Origin of the sequence: Pseudoalteromonas byunsanensis (assembly GCF_001854475.1) — a bacterium.
Classification (GTDB): domain Bacteria; phylum Pseudomonadota; class Gammaproteobacteria; order Enterobacterales; family Alteromonadaceae; genus Pseudoalteromonas; species Pseudoalteromonas byunsanensis.
In genome coordinates, this window is the sequence record NZ_MNAN01000026.1 from 373,801 (window position 1) to 393,783 (window position 19,983).

Annotated in this window: 17 protein-coding genes; 5 read left to right on the forward strand and 12 right to left on the reverse strand. The window is 43.1% G+C overall.

Features of this window, described 5'->3' with window-relative positions; all coding sequences use genetic code 11:
* The first annotated feature begins 75 nt into the window (after positions 1 to 75).
* A complete protein-coding gene (locus BIW53_RS05245) occupies positions 76 to 861 on the forward strand; it encodes a hypothetical protein (protein WP_070990817.1) in 786 nt (261 codons plus the stop codon).
* Between the two features lie 51 nt (positions 862 to 912).
* On the opposite strand, the gene BIW53_RS05250 is transcribed toward BIW53_RS05245, so the two are convergent.
* Positions 913 to 1,143: a DUF1289 domain-containing protein gene (locus BIW53_RS05250; protein WP_070990818.1), complete on the reverse strand. Its 231-nt coding sequence runs from the start codon at positions 1,141 to 1,143 to the stop codon at positions 913 to 915.
* A 210-nt stretch (positions 1,144 to 1,353) separates the two neighbouring features.
* Between BIW53_RS05250 and BIW53_RS05255 the strand changes: the two genes are divergently transcribed.
* On the forward strand, positions 1,354 to 1,761 hold the full coding sequence (locus BIW53_RS05255) for a hypothetical protein (RefSeq protein WP_070990819.1): 408 nt from the start codon (positions 1,354 to 1,356) through the stop codon (positions 1,759 to 1,761).
* 68 nt (positions 1,762 to 1,829) lie between these two features.
* Here the strand turns inward: BIW53_RS05255 and serS are convergent, their stop codons facing one another.
* The 6 genes from serS to lrp all read right to left on the reverse strand — a co-directional run bounded on the left by serS (position 1,830) and on the right by lrp (position 8,600).
* Entirely contained in the window at positions 1,830 to 3,131 is a 1,302-nt protein-coding gene (gene serS / locus BIW53_RS05260; RefSeq protein ID WP_070990820.1) for a serine--tRNA ligase, read from the reverse strand.
* A gap of 9 nt (positions 3,132 to 3,140) precedes the next feature.
* Positions 3,141 to 3,521, reverse strand: coding sequence for a fluoride efflux transporter CrcB (crcB, locus tag BIW53_RS05265; protein WP_070990821.1), 381 nt, complete (start codon positions 3,519 to 3,521; stop codon positions 3,141 to 3,143).
* Positions 3,514 to 4,854 carry a replication-associated recombination protein A gene (locus BIW53_RS05270; protein WP_070990822.1) on the reverse strand — a complete coding sequence of 447 codons (1,341 nt, stop codon included), beginning with the start codon at positions 4,852 to 4,854 and terminating at the stop codon, positions 3,514 to 3,516. Before BIW53_RS05270 ends, crcB begins: the two co-directional genes overlap by 8 nt.
* Positions 4,855 to 4,859: 5 nt before the next feature.
* Entirely contained in the window at positions 4,860 to 5,495 is a 636-nt protein-coding gene (gene lolA / locus BIW53_RS05275; RefSeq protein ID WP_070990823.1) for an outer membrane lipoprotein periplasmic chaperone LolA, read from the reverse strand.
* Positions 5,495 to 8,053: a DNA translocase FtsK gene (locus BIW53_RS05280; RefSeq protein ID WP_070990824.1), complete on the reverse strand. Its 2,559-nt coding sequence runs from the start codon at positions 8,051 to 8,053 to the stop codon at positions 5,495 to 5,497. Before BIW53_RS05280 ends, lolA begins: the two co-directional genes overlap by 1 nt.
* 67 nt (positions 8,054 to 8,120) lie before the next feature.
* Entirely contained in the window at positions 8,121 to 8,600 is a 480-nt protein-coding gene (gene lrp / locus BIW53_RS05285; RefSeq protein WP_070990825.1) for a leucine-responsive transcriptional regulator Lrp, read from the reverse strand.
* 141 nt (positions 8,601 to 8,741) lie between these two features.
* On the opposite strand from lrp, the gene ald reads away from it, so the two are divergent.
* Positions 8,742 to 9,863, forward strand: coding sequence for an alanine dehydrogenase (gene ald / locus BIW53_RS05290; RefSeq protein WP_070990826.1), 1,122 nt, complete (start codon positions 8,742 to 8,744; stop codon positions 9,861 to 9,863).
* Positions 9,864 to 10,033: 170 nt separating this feature from the next.
* Positions 10,034 to 11,089, forward strand: a complete 1,056-nt coding sequence (locus BIW53_RS05295; RefSeq protein ID WP_070990827.1) for a Kelch repeat-containing protein — start codon at positions 10,034 to 10,036, stop codon at positions 11,087 to 11,089.
* Here BIW53_RS05295 and BIW53_RS05300 read toward each other — a convergent pair.
* The 3 genes from BIW53_RS05300 to BIW53_RS05310 all read right to left on the reverse strand — a co-directional run bounded on the left by BIW53_RS05300 (position 11,086) and on the right by BIW53_RS05310 (position 16,475).
* Positions 11,086 to 14,187 carry an efflux RND transporter permease subunit gene (locus BIW53_RS05300; RefSeq protein ID WP_070990828.1) on the reverse strand — a complete coding sequence of 1,034 codons (3,102 nt, stop codon included), beginning with the start codon at positions 14,185 to 14,187 and terminating at the stop codon, positions 11,086 to 11,088. The two genes, BIW53_RS05295 and BIW53_RS05300, sit on opposite strands and share 4 nt — an antisense overlap.
* Complete coding sequence (locus tag BIW53_RS05305) at positions 14,187 to 15,215, reverse strand: efflux RND transporter periplasmic adaptor subunit (protein WP_070990829.1); 1,029 nt, start codon at positions 15,213 to 15,215, stop codon at positions 14,187 to 14,189. Before BIW53_RS05305 ends, BIW53_RS05300 begins: the two co-directional genes overlap by 1 nt.
* 285 nt (positions 15,216 to 15,500) lie before the next feature.
* Positions 15,501 to 16,475, reverse strand: coding sequence for a DUF4382 domain-containing protein (locus BIW53_RS05310; protein ID WP_070990830.1), 975 nt, complete (start codon positions 16,473 to 16,475; stop codon positions 15,501 to 15,503).
* A gap of 362 nt (positions 16,476 to 16,837) precedes the next feature.
* Between BIW53_RS05310 and BIW53_RS05315 the strand changes: the two genes are divergently transcribed.
* Complete coding sequence (locus BIW53_RS05315) at positions 16,838 to 18,706, forward strand: methyl-accepting chemotaxis protein (RefSeq protein ID WP_070990831.1); 1,869 nt, start codon at positions 16,838 to 16,840, stop codon at positions 18,704 to 18,706.
* Positions 18,707 to 18,741: 35 nt separating this feature from the next.
* Here the strand turns inward: BIW53_RS05315 and BIW53_RS05320 are convergent, their stop codons facing one another.
* On the reverse strand, positions 18,742 to 19,101 hold the full coding sequence (locus BIW53_RS05320) for a hypothetical protein (protein WP_139158782.1): 360 nt from the start codon (positions 19,099 to 19,101) through the stop codon (positions 18,742 to 18,744).
* Between the two features lie 14 nt (positions 19,102 to 19,115).
* Positions 19,116 to 19,964, reverse strand: a complete 849-nt coding sequence (locus BIW53_RS05325; RefSeq protein ID WP_070990833.1) for a PhzF family phenazine biosynthesis protein — start codon at positions 19,962 to 19,964, stop codon at positions 19,116 to 19,118.
* Positions 19,965 to 19,983: the final 19 nt, after the last annotated feature.

Genomic DNA, 19,983 nt, shown 5'->3' on the forward strand with positions numbered 1-19,983 from the left:
ACTACAGTTAAGTGGCTTAACCAAGCAAGGCTAGAAGTTGGAGCTTTGTCCTATGCCAATTCAAAGGAACTTAACATGTTAAGAACAATTACAAGCCCCACTCTCTGGTTTACACTCTTCTTTAACTTAATCAGTGGAAGTGTATTTGCAACGTTACAACCAACAACACCAGCCGACGACCAAAACACTCCACCTGTGATTAAGTGTCCGACTAATACACATGACTACAATCGGTTTGCTCTATGCGCTACCGCTACATGTTGGACATTAGATGGTATAGCTTATTGCAAATGCGAAGTGCTAAACGAGCCAAGCATTTCTATTAGCTTCGATTATCAAGAAAATGGACAGAACAAAAATATCTGTGACCTACTTTTACAAGGTAAAGATAACCAATTTACTGTGAGCACCTATGCGACCCCAAGACAAATTGAAAAGGACTACGACCCTGAAACTGAAAAATTAGGGCCACCACTTGGTTTTTACACCTGCTCAGGGCAAAGCAGTGAGGCGGCTTACAGTGCGCAATGTGATGGCGGGGTTTGCTTCAATAGTACTCAAGGCACAAATTTCCCAGGACTTGGCCACATTAGCGACAATGAAATTGTGTGTTCCTGCCCACCTAGCCAAAATCCAACCAAGCGATTTCAAATAGCTGGGCCATGGCTATGTAAACCAGGGGCTACCAACGACGATAACGAGTGCTGCGATCAGGATTACTATAACGAAATGTGTTCTGTCAGCAGCATATCTACAACAGGCACAAAACTAGCAGTTGGCGCACCAGCCGGGGGGGCTGCCACCCTTTCGAAACTGCTTGATGGCGCAGTTCCTTCTTTAAATGCCTGCAGATTTAAATAATCGAAAAGCCAGCAGACACAAATTAATGTTTGCTGGCTGTAGGCCTCTATATCATTTCGTCATATATCGATAACTCGTAAGTATTGCTGGACTCATACTTTTTTTCCTTTGCTCACAGCGTGCCAGAATGATTAAGCGCTGATTCTTGTCGGATTTACTCCATGCAAGGATCTCAGCTAAAGTTCTGCCACAACCAAGACATACGTCATGGTCATCAAGGCAACAGTTTCTAATGCATGGGGAGTCAATTTGTGCAGACTCATCAGCAATTCTATCGTTCATAACACACCTCCTATATAACTATAAAAGAGTTAATGAAATTTGAAACCTAACTAAGATGAAGATGCAGTTGAGATACTTTTAATCTAAAAAAGCCCCATTTAAAAAATAAAAAGTTACATTATTTTGATTTATTTATAACATATTTGGATATATAAAAATCTCGAAGCATCTAGTTGTTTCTATTAACTATTTACAATTTAAGGACAAAATATGAACAAGATATTGGCAACTTCACTACTTGCATTAGGGCTATTTTCAACTTCATCGCTGGCTGCAAGCGATGGCTCACTCAAATATTCGTATAGCTATGTCTACCTTAAGTGTCAATCAGCGTCTTGTGATGGCGCGGTGACCCGATGGCACAAAATGGAAGTGTTTTACAAACAGGCTGGCGGGATTCCACCACATAATGAAGTGCGCGTGTACTGGAACAAAAATGAGCCAGCAGATATTGCAGAAGGACGTTATTTTGCCCACACAAACGGCGACTTTTGCCCTGATGGCTCGCGCATGACGGCTAAATGGATTATCGGTAGTGATTTTAGACCAACTGCCGCAATCGCCACCGACTGCTCTGGTCAGGAGCACACGTATTCAGTACACGAGTTTCACTTCTAAACTCAAATAGCTGACAAAAAAACGCCCGTATCTAACGGGCGTTTATATATTTATCGGTTGCATCGAAGTTATTTAATAACTTCTAAGCCACCCATATACGGACGTAGTGCACTTGGTACTACAACACTGCCATCTGCTTGCTGATAGTTCTCTAGAATAGCAACAAGCGTACGACCAACTGCCAGTCCAGAGCCATTTAAGGTGTGCAGTAATTCAGGTTTTTTCTCACCTTGGCGGCGGAATCTCGCTTGCATACGACGCGCTTGGAAATCCCACATATTTGAGCAAGAAGAAATTTCACGGTAAGTGTTTTGAGCAGGCAACCAAACTTCCAAATCGTAGGTTTTAGTTGCACCGAAACCCATATCACCTGTACACAATACCACTTTGCGATAAGGCAACTCTAATGCTTGTAAGATTTGCTCAGCGTGGCCTGTTAGCTCTTCAAGTGCAGCCATCGAGTCTTCAGGTTTAACTAACTGAACAAGCTCCACCTTATCGAATTGGTGCTGACGAATTAGTCCTCTTGTATCACGACCATAACTGCCCGCTTCACTTCTAAAGCAAGGTGTATGTGCTGTCATACGGATAGGTAGCTCTTTTTCGTCAAAGATTTCGTCACGCGCGCAGTTTGTCAGTGGCACTTCTGCTGTTGGAATAAGGCTAAAACCGTCTTGCTCTACACCATCATCACTTACTAAGCCTTTAGTATGAAACAAGTCTTCAGCAAACTTAGGTAGTTGTCCTGTGCCATAAAGACTGTCTTTGTTCACCAAGTATGGAACGTACATTTCTGTATAGCCATTTTGATCGGTATGCGTGTCTAACATCAACTGTACAAGCGCACGGTGCATACGTGCGATACCGCCACGCATAACAGTAAAGCGTGAACCACTTAACTTAACACCCGCTTCAAAGTCCAGCCCTTTACCCAGAGCTTCTCCCAAATCAACATGATCTTTTACTTCAAAATCAAACTGCTTGGGCTCACCCCACTTTAATACTTCAACGTTATCGTTTTCGTCTTTACCTGCAGGCACATCTTCAGCGGGTAAATTTGGCAGTGCCATCGCGATATCATTCAACTGCTCAAGAATGCTGTCTTGCTCAGCTTTAGCTGCGCTCAATTGGTCACCCAAATTAGCAACCGCATCCATTAAAGGTTGTACGTCTTCACCTTTTGCTTTTGCTTGACCAATGGCTTTGGAACGGCTGTTGCGCTCGCTTTGTAATTCTTGGGTTTGTGTTTGTAGTGCTTTGCGCTTCTCTTCAAGCGCGGTAATTGCTTCAACATCCAGATCGAAGCCACGCTTTGCTAAGCGTGCAGCTGCTTCTGCAATGTCTTGACGTAAGTATTTTGAATCTAACATTTGCTATATTTAACCTTTTTGCATGACCAAGCAAAGGCCCAACCAAGCCATAAAAATACACACAACCACGTTGAGTGTGACATTAAGAGCCATTTTCACAATCTGTCCCTGTTGAAGCAACAGAACAGAGTCCATTGAAAATGTAGAAAAAGTCGTTAATGCGCCTAAAAAGCCAATACCGATAAGAGTCTTGGCTGGGCTAACGGAAATAATTTGTTTTTCTATTAAACCGAAAAGAACACCCATTAACAATGAACCGAGAATATTAACGGTCAATGTACCAAAAGGGAATCCCTTACCGAACAGTTTTAACATCATATCATTGATGAAGAATCGTAAACAGGCGCCTGCTGCACCTCCAAGCGCAATTGTGAGATACATTTTAATCATTTTGATATCTTTTTATGTCGCTTTGCAGGTTTTGTTGTTGCAGATACTCTAATTTAGATTTGATCTGTTTTTCAAGGCCTCGATCTGTAGGGTAATAATATTGCCTTTCTTTTATCTGTTCAGGAAAGTAGTTTTCACCGGCTGCAAAAGCACCTGATTCGTTGTGCGCATAACGATACTCCCCACCATACCCGAGTTCTTTCATCAAGGAAGTGGGGGCGTTTCTCAAGTGCAGTGGCACTTCATAATCGAGATCACTGGCCGCATCTTGCTGAGCCTGATTAAAAGCCGTGTAAACTGCATTACTTTTTGCTGCGCTGGCTAAATAAATCGTCGCTTGGGCAATTGCACGCTCCCCTTCACTTGGACCCACTCTTTGATAGATATCCCAAGCATTAAGGGCAACTTGCATAGCACGAGGATCAGCATTGCCTATATCCTCTGTCGCGATAGCAAGCAGTCTTCTTGCAACATAAAGTGGGTCTCCTCCACCAGCCAGTATACGGCTATACCAATACAAAGCAGCGTCCGGACTGCTGCCTCTAACTGATTTATGAAATGCCGATATCAAATCATAATAAATGTCACCACCCTTGTCGTACTTGGCCAAGTGGCGTGGCAACACATGGTTCAATACATTTGAGTCAATGACAACATGGTTTTCATTGCGTTCAGCCAAATCGACAGCTTGCTCAAACAAGTTCAGTGCCTTACGCGCATCTCCTGTACTCGCTTTTGCAATCGCCACTAATGCTTCTTGAGGAATCTTAATCACAAGCTGTTTGAGTTGATCATCATGCTCAATGGCTCTTGTTAACACTCTAACCAGTTCAACTTCTGTGAGCGCCTTTAAGGTATAGACGCGTGTACGTGACAAAATCGCGTTATTTAAAGCAAAACTTGGATTTTCAGTGGTCGCGCCTATAAAGATAAAAGTTCCATCTTCAATATGAGGTAAAAAGGCATCTTGTTGAGACTTATTAAATCGGTGCACCTCATCGACGAATAGCAAGGTCCGGCGTCCTTGAGATAGGCGCTCTTTTGCTTCAACCACAGATTCTCGAATTTCTTTTACGCCAGATGTAACGGCTGACAGCTGGGTCAATTCCGCATTTGCATGATGCGCTATCACTTGGGCTAAAGTGGTTTTACCAACACCTGGGGGGCCCCATACAATTAGGCTATGGCAATGACCTGCTGCGATGGCTTTATATAGCGGCTGTTGAGGGGTGAGAATATGAGATTGCCCGATATACTGCTCTAAGCAAGTTGGCCGCATTCTCGCGGCCAATGGTCTTACATCAGGTGCAAAGTTAAAACCAAGACTCGTCAAAATAATTACTCACCTTGGGTTTGATCATCTACAACCACGCCCTTAGGCACAGTGAAACTAAACAAGGCATCTTCTAATACCTTATTTAATTGACCATCGTGAAAGCTGAACTTTGAAGTTTGTCCAGAGACATCCTTTACGCTTACTGAGTGTAAATCATGCTGCTGTGAAAACTGCACTTCAAGCGTTTCAACTTGTGACTCGACCCCCTCATTTGGCGTTATTAGATAACCCAAATCAGTTTGGCTAACTTGGTACTTAGCCCACTGTTCGTCTGCTCTTGTCGTCAACAGCACAAAAGGCGTTGTATCAACAAGCCCTTGCGAATTCATGACCGTGACTTGCTCGGCAAACATATCATAGTAATAGGTTTTAGCACCATCAGAGACAAAAAGTGTTTCATCCGGCTGGATTTGCTGCCAACGAATTTTCATTGGGTGAGCCAGTGCGATGTTACCAGATCCTTGTTGCAATATATTGCCTTGTTCATCGAATACTTGCTGAGAAAAAGTAGCTTGAAAAGTATTGATATGTGATAGCTTCTCTTTAAGTTCGCTTGAAGCGTCAGCTATTGCAGTAGCGCTAAGGGTTAACCCCAAAACAACTAAAGCCGATTTAGATACATATTTTTTTAAGTTCATTAATTTGCTCCACCTCTTGGTACAAGGACTTCTCGCGCACCGTTATGTCCCGGCGCACTGACAACACCAGAAGCTTCCATTTGTTCTACTAAACGTGCAGCTCGGTTGTAACCGACACGTAATTTACGCTGCACACTCGACACCGATACTTTGCCCGATTCAATTACAAAACCAACCGCTTCATCATAAAGAGGATCGGATTCATCATCCCCACCTTCAGGCGATTCGCCAGGCAATAAAATGTCTTCCGCGGCGTCTCCACAGAGAATTTCCTCAATATAGTTAGGCTTGCCACGTGCCTTCCAATCACTCACCACAGCATGTACTTCATGATCATCAACAAATGCCCCGTGAACACGTATTGGTACACTGGTACCCGGTGGCAGATATAACATATCACCCATACCTAAAAGGTTTTCTGCACCTTGCTGATCTAAAATCGTTCTCGAGTCTATTTTACTAGATACTTGGAACGCCATACGAGTTGGGATATTAGCCTTAATCAAACCGGTAATAACATCAACTGATGGACGCTGTGTTGCCAATACTAGGTGAATACCCGCAGCACGAGCTTTTTGCGCAATACGTGCGATGAGCTCTTCTACCTTTTTACCAACGATCATCATCATGTCAGCAAATTCATCTATCACGACAACAATACTTGGCAACTTATCAAGTTCTTCTGGACCTGAGGCCATTGCGTCTGTGTCTTTAAATAACGGGTCAAGTATAGGGTGACCTGCCGCTTTGGCGTCCAGCACCTTCTGGTTGTATCCTTTAAGGTTCCTAACGCCCAGAGCTGACATTAATTTGTAACGACGTTCCATCTCACCGACACACCAACGCAATGCATTTGATGCTTCTTTCATGTCCGTAACGACCTCGCACAACAAGTGCGGTATCCCTTCATAAACTGACAATTCAAGCATTTTTGGATCGATCATGATCATACGTACATCTTCAGGCGGTGACTTGTACAGCAAGCTTAATATCATAACATTAACGCCCACTGACTTACCTGAGCCCGTTGTCCCCGCAACTAGCAAGTGTGGCATCTTTGCCAAGTCAGCAACCACAGGTTGACCAGCTATATCTTTACCTAACACCATGGTTAACGGTGAAGCATTTTGTTCAAACTTGGGGGCATTAATAACTTCTGATAAGCGAACAATTTCTCGATGCTTATTGGGCAGTTCTAAACCCACATATGTTTTACCTGGAATAACTTCGACTACGCGTACACTAACCGCTGACAGCGAGCGCGCTAAGTCTTTTGCTAGGCCACTTATTTTTGCCACCTTAATGCCAGGTGCCAAATCTAGTTCAAAGCGTGTTACAACTGGGCCAGGGTAAACTCCTACAACACTTGCCTGAATATTGAAGTCGAGTAATTTCACTTCTACAAGACGCGATACCGCATCCAATTCTTCTTTTGAGATTGGATTTTTCTGTTTATCTGGCCTGTCCAGTAAATCCAGCGAAGGCAACGGGTCCATAGGTGGACGTTCTTCAAGCAACGCTTCAAACTTCTCTTTGGCTGTTGGCGGTGGCGTGTAAGTTGAGCTTGGTTGCTCTGGTTTACTCTGTTTTAGAGGTCTTGCCGGAGACACTACGGTAGTCTGTTTAGCTTCAGGCTCAGAAGTAGAGGAAGCTGCAGATTCGTCCAAGGCATTCAGAGCAGACGCCGTATCAAAGCCTTCATCATCAATAGCAGAGAAGTTAATTTCCTGCTCCAAAATGTCATCCAGTTCGTCAAACACGTTTGATTGTGTATGTTGTTGGCTAGGACTTGACTGTGTTTCAGAGTCTGCTTTTTTAGAAAATAGTTTATCTTTTAAACTAAGTAATTTAGGTTTTGGCTCTGATTCAAATGCTTGTTCAGCATGAATGTCAAAGTCTTCATCTTCTATTGCACTATCAACAATACTAGTTGCGTCAGGCTCATGTTGACTTTCAGCAGTTGTACGCGCTTGTCGCTGAGCAATTTTGGCACACACCCAGCGGAAAAACTGAACGACTTTCTCCCCTAGATAATCAACAAATTCAACCCAAGACACGCCCGTTAGTAATGTTAACCCTGCAAAGAAAAAGCACAGTAGTAAAATAGATGTACCAGTAAAATTGAAAGCGGGCATCATCGCCCCCGCGACAACATCCCCAACTACTCCGCCAGAGGACACACTAAAAATATCATCAAAATTAATACTGCTGATAGCACTGGCTGAGGTGACAAACAAGGTTAACCCAATCACGCGTAACCCCAGCGTTGTGTAATCAAGCTGTAGAATTTTATGCGGCTTTTTGAATATCAGATAGCCAAGAATTTGAATCGCAGCTGGAACTAGAAAAGCTAGCCAGCCTAAGCTGACAAGTAAAATATCCGCAACCCAAGCTCCCGCTGAGCCCGTAATATTATTGACCTGAACATATTCACTTGTTTGTGACCAAGCAGGATCAGCAGGGTCAAAGCTAATCAAAGCACACAAAATGAAAATTGCGGCTGCAGTACTAATAATTAACCCAGTTTCAAGGAGGCGTTGTACACCATTTAGACGCATGCTGGCGTTTTCCCCTGTTTTTGTTCTTTTATTAACAATTTATAGCCACACCTTACCAAGAAATGGCTCATGGTGCATAGGGTTTTATCACCTCACCCTCTTCACCTTTAACTTCTTCCATCACCACATAGGTGCGACTCTCACTGACATTAGGTAATTTCAACAAAATTTCACCAAGCACTCCTCGATACTCGGACATATCTGTCACGCGAGTTTTTAGCAGGAAATCGAAGTTACCGGAAACTAGATGACACTCGATTATCTCGTCATGTTGACGTACGGCCTGATTAAAGCGATCAAACACATCCGGTGAATTCTTATTTATAGTGATTTCAACGTAAACAAGTAGCCCTTGTCCAAGCTTAGCAGGATCCACTACCGCTTTATAACCTCTAATAAAGCCTTCACGCTCCAGTTTTTTTACCCGCTCTAGACACGGTGTCGCACTCAAACCTATGCGCCGCGCTAGTTCTACATTAGAAATCCGACCATCTTTTTGTAATTCGACTAAAATTTTTCTGTCGATTCGATCTAATTGTTGATGCATTTAGTATAGTTTTTTCTACTGTTTGACTAGTTATATTAGTTTATATCACTACTGAAACAATGTAAAAAGGTAGGACACACTGGATATGCATATATATAATAGTCGAAAATTTTATCCGTTCTATTTTAGAGGCGATTTATTATGATTATCGGTGTACCTAAAGAAATTAAAAACCACGAGTACCGCGTAGGTATGGTTCCTGCGAGTGTTCGTGAACTAATTAACCACGGCCACCAAGTCATCGTAGAGACTAATGCTGGTATTGGCATTGGTTTTACTGATGAAGATTATGTTGAAGTTGGCGCTACTGTATTGAACACAGCGGCAGAAGTATTTGCTCAAGCAGATATGATCGTAAAAGTAAAAGAGCCTCAAGCTGTTGAACGTGCAATGTTACGTGAAGGTCAAATCCTATTCACATACCTTCACCTAGCACCGGATCTTCCACAAACAGAAGACCTTGTAAACAGCAAAGCAATCTGTATTGCTTATGAAACAGTAACTGACGCTCGTGGTGGTTTACCACTTCTTGCGCCAATGTCAGAAGTAGCTGGCCGTATGTCTATTCAGGCTGGTGCTCAAGCGCTTGAGAAATCTCGTGAAGGCCGTGGTATGTTGCTAGGTGGCGTACCAGGTGTAGAACCTGCTAAAGTTGTTGTTATCGGTGGTGGTATGGTTGGCCGAAACGCAGCGCAAATGGCGGTAGGTCTAGGTGCTGATGTAACTATTCTTGACCGTAACATTGATGTACTTCGCTCACTTAACGCTCAGTTTGGTAGCCAAGCTAAAGCAGTATTCTCAACTGCTGACGCACTAGAAAAGCACGTACTTGAAGCAGACTTAGTGATCGGTGGTGTTCTTATTCCTGGCGCTGCAGCTCCTAAGCTAGTTACGGCTGAACATATCAAAGCAATGAAGCCAGGCGCTGCAATTGTAGACGTTGCTATCGACCAAGGTGGTTGTATCGCAACATCTAAAGCAACTACGCATGCAGAACCAACATACATCGTTGATGAAGTTGTTCACTACTGTGTTGCTAATATGCCAGGTGCGGTACCACGCACTTCTACGTTTGCATTAAACAACGCAACATTACCTTATATCATCAAATTAGCGAATAAAGGCTACAAAGCCGCGCTACTTGAAGACAAGCACTTTATGGATGGCTTGAACGTACTTAACGGTCAAATCACTTGTAAGGAAGTAGCTGAAGGTTTCAATATGGAATATGTTGACCCGCGTACAGCCCTTGAAAATGCTTAATTTAGTAATCTAAAAAAACCCACGCAATTGCGTGGGTTTTTTTATGTTTAAAAGCCAAACTTAACAAATAACCTATCTTTTATTTACTTTCATTTACAAGCCAGCGCAAAATTTATTGCTAATCGTCCTATATTTGTTATGTTTTATGTGTTTATTTTTAAGGGACAAGCATGGATCGCCGGGCGTTTATTAACAAGTTAGCTTTTTTAGGGCTTTTAACGAGCGTTCCTATAGTATCCGCTGCGACGACTCGACAAAAAGCAAACTGGGTCAATAAACCCGGGTTGCCGAAACGATTACAAGAGCTTTATCCTTGTTTGTATGAAAACCACTTAATTGTGGCTGGAGCTCTCGAACAAAGTAGCGCTGATAAAGCTACAATGGGTATTATGAATGCCTCAGAAAATTGCTACTTATTTGATCTTACAAAACAAGTGTGGCATCAGGGTCCCTCCTTACCAGTAAAACGCCACCATCTCGGACTAGTCAGTTGCCAAAAAGGTATAATGGCTATCGGAGGTTTTGCCGCCAGTAAAGCAGACCCTTGGCAAGTTAGAAGTGATACTTTTATTCTTTCTCACTTGAACGACCATTGGCATCAAGCGAAACCACTACCCAACCCACAGGCTGAATCTGGGTATGCAAATATTGCAGGCAATGTGCATGTGATCTCGGGCCGAGGTATCTCCAACGGGAAATTAACGGATGTGGATAACCATGTCTTTTTCGATGGTACTGACTGGCAAAATGCTGCGCCTATCCCTATTGCCAGAAACTCAGGGGCCTGTGTCGAGCTAGATAAAGGCTGCATCTTCATAGGAGGACGTATTCAAGATGAACAGCATGAGAATCAATCTCGCGTCGACTTTTATGACAGCCGAGCTGATAAATGGTTTGAACTAGCTCCCATGCCAAGAGCATGCTCGGGGATTGCAGCAGCCGTGAGAGAGCACAAAGTCTATGTATTTGGAGGAGAGCAATATCAATATACGATTAATCAATTTGGTAAACCTATGATGCATAGCAAAACCTTTGACCATATCTGGCAATATGATTTTGCACTCGATAGCTGGAAAACACTACCACTATCGATGACCAGTACCAGACACGGTTTAGGTGCAGTTACAACTAAGGAAGGAATTTACTTGATAGGTGGTGCAGAGCGCGCTGGTGGCGAAAATACCACCAACGCGGTTGAATTACTTAAATTTGAAATGCTTTGTTAACAATCTTGCGCCTGCGCTAACTCATTTTCCAGCCGTTTAGTTTCATCAGCTCTTGGCTTTGCAAATCGCGCTAGACCCAAATAAATGACGGGAGTCAGGAACAAGGTATAAAATACCGAAATCCCAAGTCCACCAAACACTACCCAGCCAATAGCATTACGCGCTTCTGCGCCTGCTCCGACCGATAATATTAGTGGCAATGAACCTAATAACGTTGAAAATAAAGTCATTGTTATCGGCCTAAAACGGACCATAGCCGCACGTTGAATTGCCGTTCTCACATCATGACCATGATCCCGTAATTGATCAGCAAACTCGACGAGCAATATGGCGTTTTTTGCCAATAACCCGATCAGCATCACCAGTCCTATTTGTGAATAGATGTTTAAACTTGTGCCTGATAACTTCAACGCCAATATGGCCGCTGCAATACCAAAAGGCACTGTTATCATCACAACTATAGCACTGTTTAGACTTTCAAACTGTGCGGCCAGGACCAGTAATACGATAACAAACGCAAGCACATATGTAAGCATCACTTCATTGGCGGTTTCTTCATAAGTTAACGCTTCCCCCTTGAATGCCAAGTCAATGCCAGTGGGTAATTTCTCATGTGCCAAAGAGCGTAATATCTCAACCGCTTCACTCATAGCCATATCTGTTGGTAACTCTAAATCCATTTCAATGGCTCTGCGCTGTGCATAACGTTCAAGCTCTGCCGCTACGCCCTCCTCGCTTAAAGTCGCGACGCTAGCTAATGGAACCAGATTGCCAAAGCGACTGTTAACATATAAGTTAGCCAAATCAGTTGGAGTCTGAACCACATAGTTTTGTGCTTGGAGAATAATTGGGATGGATTGATCACCAATATTCAGATCTGCGACATCATCACCATTTATTGCAGCACGTAAGGTCACGGCGATGTCTTCTAACTCAACACCTAATTCCTCAGCTCTGCGGCGGTCGATGTTCACACGAATTTGCGGCTGAGAGGGTTGATAAGAAATATCAGCCTTACTGAACTGGGGGTAAGCACGTTCAAGCTCTGCACTAAATTGCTCGGCAGCCCTGAAAATATTCAAATAATCGTCACCTAGCAACGCCAGTTCTATACCACCACCTTGGCCACGCAAGTTAAGACTGTTTGAACCAAAAGGGCGTGCTGGTGCGCCAGGAATTTGTCCAAGAGGCCCTCTAATTTTATTAATGATCTGCTGTTGAGAAAACGCTCGCTCAGACCAGTCCTTTAGTGGAACCGTAATGAACACTATATTGGGGTCCCACTGGCCTACGACCGTGTATATCGACTCAATTTCTTTCTGTTCAACATAGGGCAAAAGCACATTCTCCATGGCTCTTGCCTGGCGGTCCATAAAGTTTAACCCCACGCCATCTGGGCCCCGCGCAAAAATACGAATACTTCCCCTATCCTCGTCGGGTAATAACTCACTTTCAATTTGGGTATATAACAAGCCTGAGCCTAACGCGCTTACGAAACATACTAATAAAGTTAGCCATGCGTGCTTGAGCACCCAAGCTATCAGTTTGCCATAAGCTTCCACACTCTTTTGCCCAAAACGACTTAAAAGATTTGCTCTTTGCGTTTTTTTCTTGGGTAAACGAGAAGTCAATGCGGGCACTAAAGACAAAGCGACAAAAGATGAAATAATTACAGCGCCCGCTAGTACCCCGCCGAACTCTCTAAATAAACGGCCCGCAGTAGAGGGCAAAAATGCAATAGGCACAAAAACTGCCACCAGCACTGCTGTTGTAGCAATCACCGCAAAAAATACCTCTCTCGTTCCCAGTACCGCCGCAGCTCGACTTGCTAACCCCTGTGCTTTACGCCTTTGAATGTTCTCGCTCACTACGATGGCATCATCCACAATCAATCCAGTAGCAAGTACTAATGCCAGCAAAGTTAATATATTAATTGAAAACCCAAACAACCATATGATTGCCACCGACCCCATCAAAGACATAGGAATCGCGATAGCAGGAACGATAGTGGCACGCCAAGAACCGATAAATACCCACAGTGTTATCACAACCAACAAAATCGTAATTAATAGTGACTGCAGTACTTCATCAACCGAACCTCGGATAAACTGAGCATCGTCTTGAGTGACGGTAATATCCAGTTCAGGAAAGCGTAATTTTTGTCTTGCGATAAGTTTCAGAACTTCATCAGAAATTTCAATGGTATTCGAGCGTGCCTGACGAATGACCTCGACTCCAATGACAGGCTTACCATTAAGTCTGACCATATTGCGTGGATCCGCAGGGCCAAAATAAACCGACGCCACATCGCCAATCCGCGTACTGTCCTTTATAATCATCGCACTGACTTGCTCAGCTGTCACAGATGTTGCGTCTGCCCTGACGATAAGTTGTTGGTCTTGCGATTTTAAACTACCTGCTGGCACATCAAAGGGAGCTTGTCTTAGCACCCTTGCTACATCCGCCACAGATAATCCATAACTTGTTAGTTTGATTGGTTCTAGTGCAACACGTAATACCCTTTCTCTGTCACCATTCAAACGCACATCAGCAACACCGGGAATAGTCAAAAATTGAGGCGCTAAATCCCGTTCAACTCTCGCTGTAAGGGACTCCAAATCTAGGCTATCACTACTGACGGTTAGACTTACTACAGCTTGCGCATCATTATCAGCTTTGATGATAGAGACTCGCTCTACCTCTTTTGGCAGTTCACGCTGTACTCTACTAACAGCTTCTCGCGTTTCATTCGCTGCATCTTCGATATTAGTACCCGGGCGAAACTCAACCACTATTCGACTCGAATTTTCTTCACTTTGTGCTCTGATCGATTTAACCCCAGACACACGTGCAGCAGCACCTTCTAACTTACTGGTTACTTCGGTATCAACCGTTTCGGGGGAACCGCCAGGAAAAGAAGCTGACACCGTCAGTCTAGGTCTATCGACATCTGGCAATTCACGAACTTCAACACCTCCAAGCGCTGCAATACCAGCAATAATTATCAGTAGATTTAGTACCACTATCAAAACCGGCCTACGAATAGCCAACGAGGGTAAATCAGAGAGCGTATTAGACAACTGTGGAATATTAGACATTAGTTTACCTTCGCCAATTGCGGATTGACGGCTTGCCCCTCGCGTAATCTCTGTACGCCTTCAACAACCAACATCTGTTGCTGTGCAATATTTCCATCTACTAATACATGACTTTTTTGACGTTGAATAACCTGCACATCAACCCGCTTTGCTTTACCCTGCTCGGCAACCCAAATGTAAGGACCTGTGGGCCCCCACATCAGCGCTGCCTCAGGTATAGCGGCATATTGTTGGCCAAAATTCATCAGTGCAACTTTGAAACTCATACCGGGAATAAACCTGTTCTGCTTATTGTTTATTGCGGCTTTTATTCTAATAGTACGGCTTTTACTATCTATCCGCGAATCGACATGAGCTATTTTAGCATCCAAGTGCCCCCCACTGTCATACCAAGGAGATACACGTACATGTGTAGTACCTTTAAGTAAATCAAGTGCCTGCTCCGGAGCAGTAAAATCAATATATAAAACGGAAGGGTCGTCCAATGTCGTTAACTTTGTTTGATTCGTGACCCAATCTCCCGCTTCAATATCCGTGAGTCCTACTACACCAGAGAAAGGAGCTACGACTTTGTGATCCGCAATATCATTTTGAGCTTGTATTAAAGCGACTTCGCCAAGTGCAACTTTAGTTTGTGCGTCATCCAACGCACTTTGCGTTGTTGCGCCATTTTTTATGCTGTTCTTGAGTCTGAGTAAATCGCGTTTAGCATTATCCAAGTGAATTTGAGCCTGCTTTGCTTGCGCCTGCTCCTTCCTGTCATCAAGCTGGAACAGAACATCTCCCTTATTCACTGTTTGAGCGCTATGAAAGTTCACTTTTGTGACTCTATCAGCCACAGCAGGAAACAAAACAACAGAACGGTGCGCTTCGCTTGTGCCAATAGCTTCAATCCTGTCTTGAGTCGCTAGAAATTTGACGGGAGCTGTAATAACAACAGCTGCTGGGCGTTTCTCATTCGCGTGTACCATGGAGGTTTTTGTCAAAATGCAAGAAAATAAAAGCGCTGATAATAAGCGATACTTCATAGTATTCCTTCGTTTAACTTTGCATAGTCGTGTCATTTTGTCTCTAACTTAACGTCGCTAGAGCCATTACTTTGCAAGCTCAAAATGGATTAATACGTAGTGACACGATGATTTAGATCTGTCTGCTAAGCTTTATAGCTGACTAAAGGTTAGCGTAACAATGATTTTTACACTACTTTACAAGCACTAACATTGGCTGCGTAAATAAATAAGCAAAGATAAAAAGAACCCAAAGGCTATCGCATTCTTTGGGTTCTCAAGTAAAGCGAAAGGTAAACTATTTAATTAAGATGCGCTCTCAAATGCCATTGTGACATCGGCACTCACCGCAAGCTCTTTTTGCTGATAAAGAGTGAAATCTGTGTCTTTAACTTCAACATCATCAATATGGCCTAAACAGCTATAACCAATCTGGTAGTTGTCAGCTGGAATAAAGCCTATCGCAAACTCATTGTTTTCGTCCAAAGTAGAGGTCGCTATTGGAGAGTTTGTATCAACAGGTTCCGTTTCAAAGATATCCTCTGGCTGCTCGGCCTGTTCACTGTATAAATAAACCACATGTTTGTACTCTCCTTGCTCAGGCGCAAGTTCAGAACTATCGGTGATACAAGCCTGTTTCAAATCTTCAGCAACTGAACCGGAGACCGTAAATGTGGTTTGGATATTTTCAAGCCTAATTGCCGTGGGTTTTAGATAAACAGTACTGCCATTTTGAGGCGTCACTAATGAACGATTAAGATCAAACTCCAATACAAAAGCGTTGTCTCCTTCGTTTACAACAACATTATTAATTTGAATTTCACCAACACCATCGTTTCCTTTTCGCTTTACATCCAATGCTACTTGAGAGTCATCATTGAATATTAGGTGTGAGCCTAGAGCCAGGTTATCTGCACTCGTACCATTAATAATGTTGGCTCGTAACCACTCATATTCTCCGCTCTCTAGTTCTACGTCAGTCAACAAAGGGAAAATTTCATCGCCCGTATAATCCAGTAGGTTGATTGATACTGGATTCCCATCTTCATCTTTAGTTTTAAACGACAGTTGCTCCTGCCCTTTTTTCAACACGATGCCATCAATTACTATGTTTACCGCTCTGACATTACTTACAGGTGCATCAGAAACCCCCAATGTCATTGTCGTTTTCTCCGAAGCTGTTGGTTGTGAGGTATCGGATCCACTATCTGAGCCGCTACCACCACACGCAGCTACCGCAACGGTGACAGCCAAAGGTAATAAAGTTCTAAATTTAGTCATGGTAACCTCTGTAATTACTGTAAAAAGCACAACAATCTTCAAAGTATAAAGAACCAATCTGAACACACCTTTAATCGGAATTTAGTATCAGTTTCAGCTACTTTGACAGCCCATTACAGACCAAATGAAAGCGAAATACATAAGCCTCTGAGGATAAGAATTCTGCCACTAAGGCGCGGCTGTGAGTATAGATAGCAATACAGCTCTGTATAGAACGTAACAAAGTTATTACAGTAATGTTCAATCGATTGGTAATTAGCTATTTAAAGTTTTGCCATATCTGGTACATTAAACTGAAACTAACATTGCAAGTTTTTGTTAATGTTTTACATTTATATGATGTCGGGTGTTGGAGATGTGCCGTGAAGTTCAAACACAAAATTGTTATTGTATCCTCGTTAGTCTTGTTTCTAGCGCTCAGCGTTTTATCTATTAAGCAATACTTTTCAATCAAAGAGAATCTAGAAGAGCAAGTCAGTCATAATGTAAATGAAATAATCCAAGGGATAAGTAACACTGTAACAGCACAGATGCAGGGCAGCACTGATTTGGCGTCCTTAGCAACTTCGTTGGTCGCAGGCACAGATTCATTACAAGATGCATACCCCATTTTATCTCAACCTAAGCTCACCGAGCAGTTTTTACTTATCGGTTATGGAGAAGAGAGTACCGGTAAATATGTTGCCAGCGACCCATCGTGGAATCCTGGCCCGACTTGGGACCCTCGTAAACGGCCATGGTATACAGATGCAAAGAATGCAGGAAAGCTCATCGTCACAGCACCTTATGCAGATTCAGTCAGTAAAGAAATCGTAGTTTCAATTGGCACACCCGTATCCAAACAAGGTCGCTTTCATGGCGCATTGTTTTATGACGTGAGTCTGGCAAAGCTTGGCAATATGATTAACTCCTTTAATCTTTTCAACGCTGGCTTTGCTTTTATGGTCAGTACCGATGGCACCATCATATCTCACCCAGATGTGTCTCTAAATGGAGATAAAGCTAGCAAGTTCTTGGGCAACACCGTATTCAGTCAACAGTTGCAACACATCACGTTGGATGGCAAAGAATACCTCATAGACTTTCAAAAAGTAGATGGCTTTGATTGGTTAGTTGGTGTTGCACTAGAAAAAGACAAAGTCTTTGCTGCTGTATCTGAGCTGACCCAAGACTCTATTTTGTTCACAACTTTGTTCGTAATCATCAGTATTATCGTATTATCTTTGGTAATAAACTTGCTGCTTAAGCCGCTTGCAGACATCAACGATGCAATGGCTAATATCGCCAAAGGTAACGCAGATTTAACCGTGCGTCTCAATACAAACAGTGACCCAGAGTTTGCGTCTCTTGCAGAAAACTTCAATTTATTCACTGCGCGTTTGCAACAACTCATTGCTGATATACAGGTACTTGGACATGAAATTTTAGAAGATGCGAAGCAAACATCTTCTGGTGCCAATCAATCAAGCAACGCTATTTCTAGACAGCTGGAATCTCTGACTTCCCTAACCGCAGCTACTGAACATATGTCAGAAACCGAACAACGGGTAGCAAACTCAGCACAAGAAGCAGCTGAAGCGATCCAAAAGACAGACAGTGCAGCTGTTGAGGGACAAAAAATTGTCGCACAGACTACAGATACCATCGCTCATCTATCAGAACAAATATCAACCGCTGTTGATGTTGTAAATGATCTGGAAGTCTCCACCAGCGGTATCGAGCAAATACTATCGGTTATCAATGGTATTGCTGAGCAAACGAACCTACTCGCTTTAAATGCAGCCATTGAGGCGGCTCGAGCCGGTGAATCTGGTCGCGGATTTGCTGTTGTTGCTGATGAAGTACGTACTTTGGCACAACGCACACAAGAAGCTACAACAGAAATAAAATCCATGATTGATCAACTACAAGCTGGCGCGGTGAATGCAGTTCAGGTTATGAAACAAAGCCAAAGTGTGGTTGAAAAGACCGTTGGCAAAGCTGATGAAACAAGTGACTCGTTACAAGCGATCCGCTCGGCAATCGAACACATTGTACAACTGAATCTGCAAATAGCAGATATGTTAAACGAGCAGCGACAAGTAGTAAGCGAAGTTAATAATAATGCTATGGAGATCAGAAATATCTCAGATATGGTATTTAATGAGGCAAAAACGGTAGATCACACCATGCAAAGTCAAGTTGAGAAAATCGCTGAACAAGAAAATATGCTCGAGCAGTTCAAAGTATAATTAAGCAATAAATAGCAAGGACGAACTCATCCTTGCTATTTATTCATATCAAACAAATGGGCAAAGGTTAAAATACACGCCGCTACCAATAAATTGAAACCACTGAGCACTAACAATGGCTCGCTGAAAATACCAACATACATCACATAACCGAGGATCCCACAGCCAATCTGCGAGAGCAGAACATGGTATACGCTAATGTTAGGGTAACGCAGTGCAGTAACATTCATCACCAACAATGAAAGTAGCCCTGTTAGAGCTCCTAGCAGGCTAATCAACGCAGAGAAACTGGCATCTAAGTCGCGTAAATATACAAAGACACTTATCAGGCTAACCCCAAACCAGCCGAAGCTGGCAGGCCAAATAAGTAACCGAAGAACATACTTGAAAAACATCACTTTCATTAAAGCTAATCACTTAAGATAAAATCACCAACATGGGTAACATAGCCACTGACAATGGCATCCACAATTTCGCTGCCGACACATTTCAATTCCACCTTAATTTCGCTAGGTCGATCTACAAACCGCCCCTGCCCAATGGAAATATCCGCCTGCGTTGTAAGACCTTGCTGATATAGATATGCAGCGACGGGCCCTGCAGCGCTGCCAGTTGCAATGTCCTCAATACTACCTAAGTTATCCCATGTACGCCCTTCGAAGTTATTAACATCGATAAGATATAGAAATTTGGCTTGATATTGCTCAAGCATTGACTCTAACTGATCCGTATTAAATGAAACTTTGCTCAAGCCATGCTCAATCGGCAAAATTAAATAAGGTAAGCCTGTACTAATCACTTGCGCTGGCAGCTCTTGTGGTTGCAATTGCTCAATCCCTAAGGCTGCATAGAAAGGTTCCGATTGCTTGCTAGTAAGGGTATGAATGAATTCAGGCGCTCCTTGATGCATAGTCGCTAAGAAATGTTTTCCTCGCCAGCGACTGCTCAATTCAACAACCTTTTGATTTAGCTCAATTGACCAAGTGTAAGTTTCATCAGGCACGCCAAACAGCTCATGTAAATGGTAGGCCAACCCAATTAAAGGATGACCCGCAAAATCTAGCTCTTCTTCCATGGTAAAAATCCACGCACGATAAGGCGTGACGCTCGTATCCACGAATATGGATTCAAATTGACGCATCTCTCTTGTCCATGCCTGCATTTGTCTTTTGCTTAATTCTTGGCAATCGTAAAATACTGCCAAACTATTGCCTTGTAACTTTTGCTTGCTAAATACATCGACTAGTTTGCATCGCATCGTTTGCCACCTTTACCGC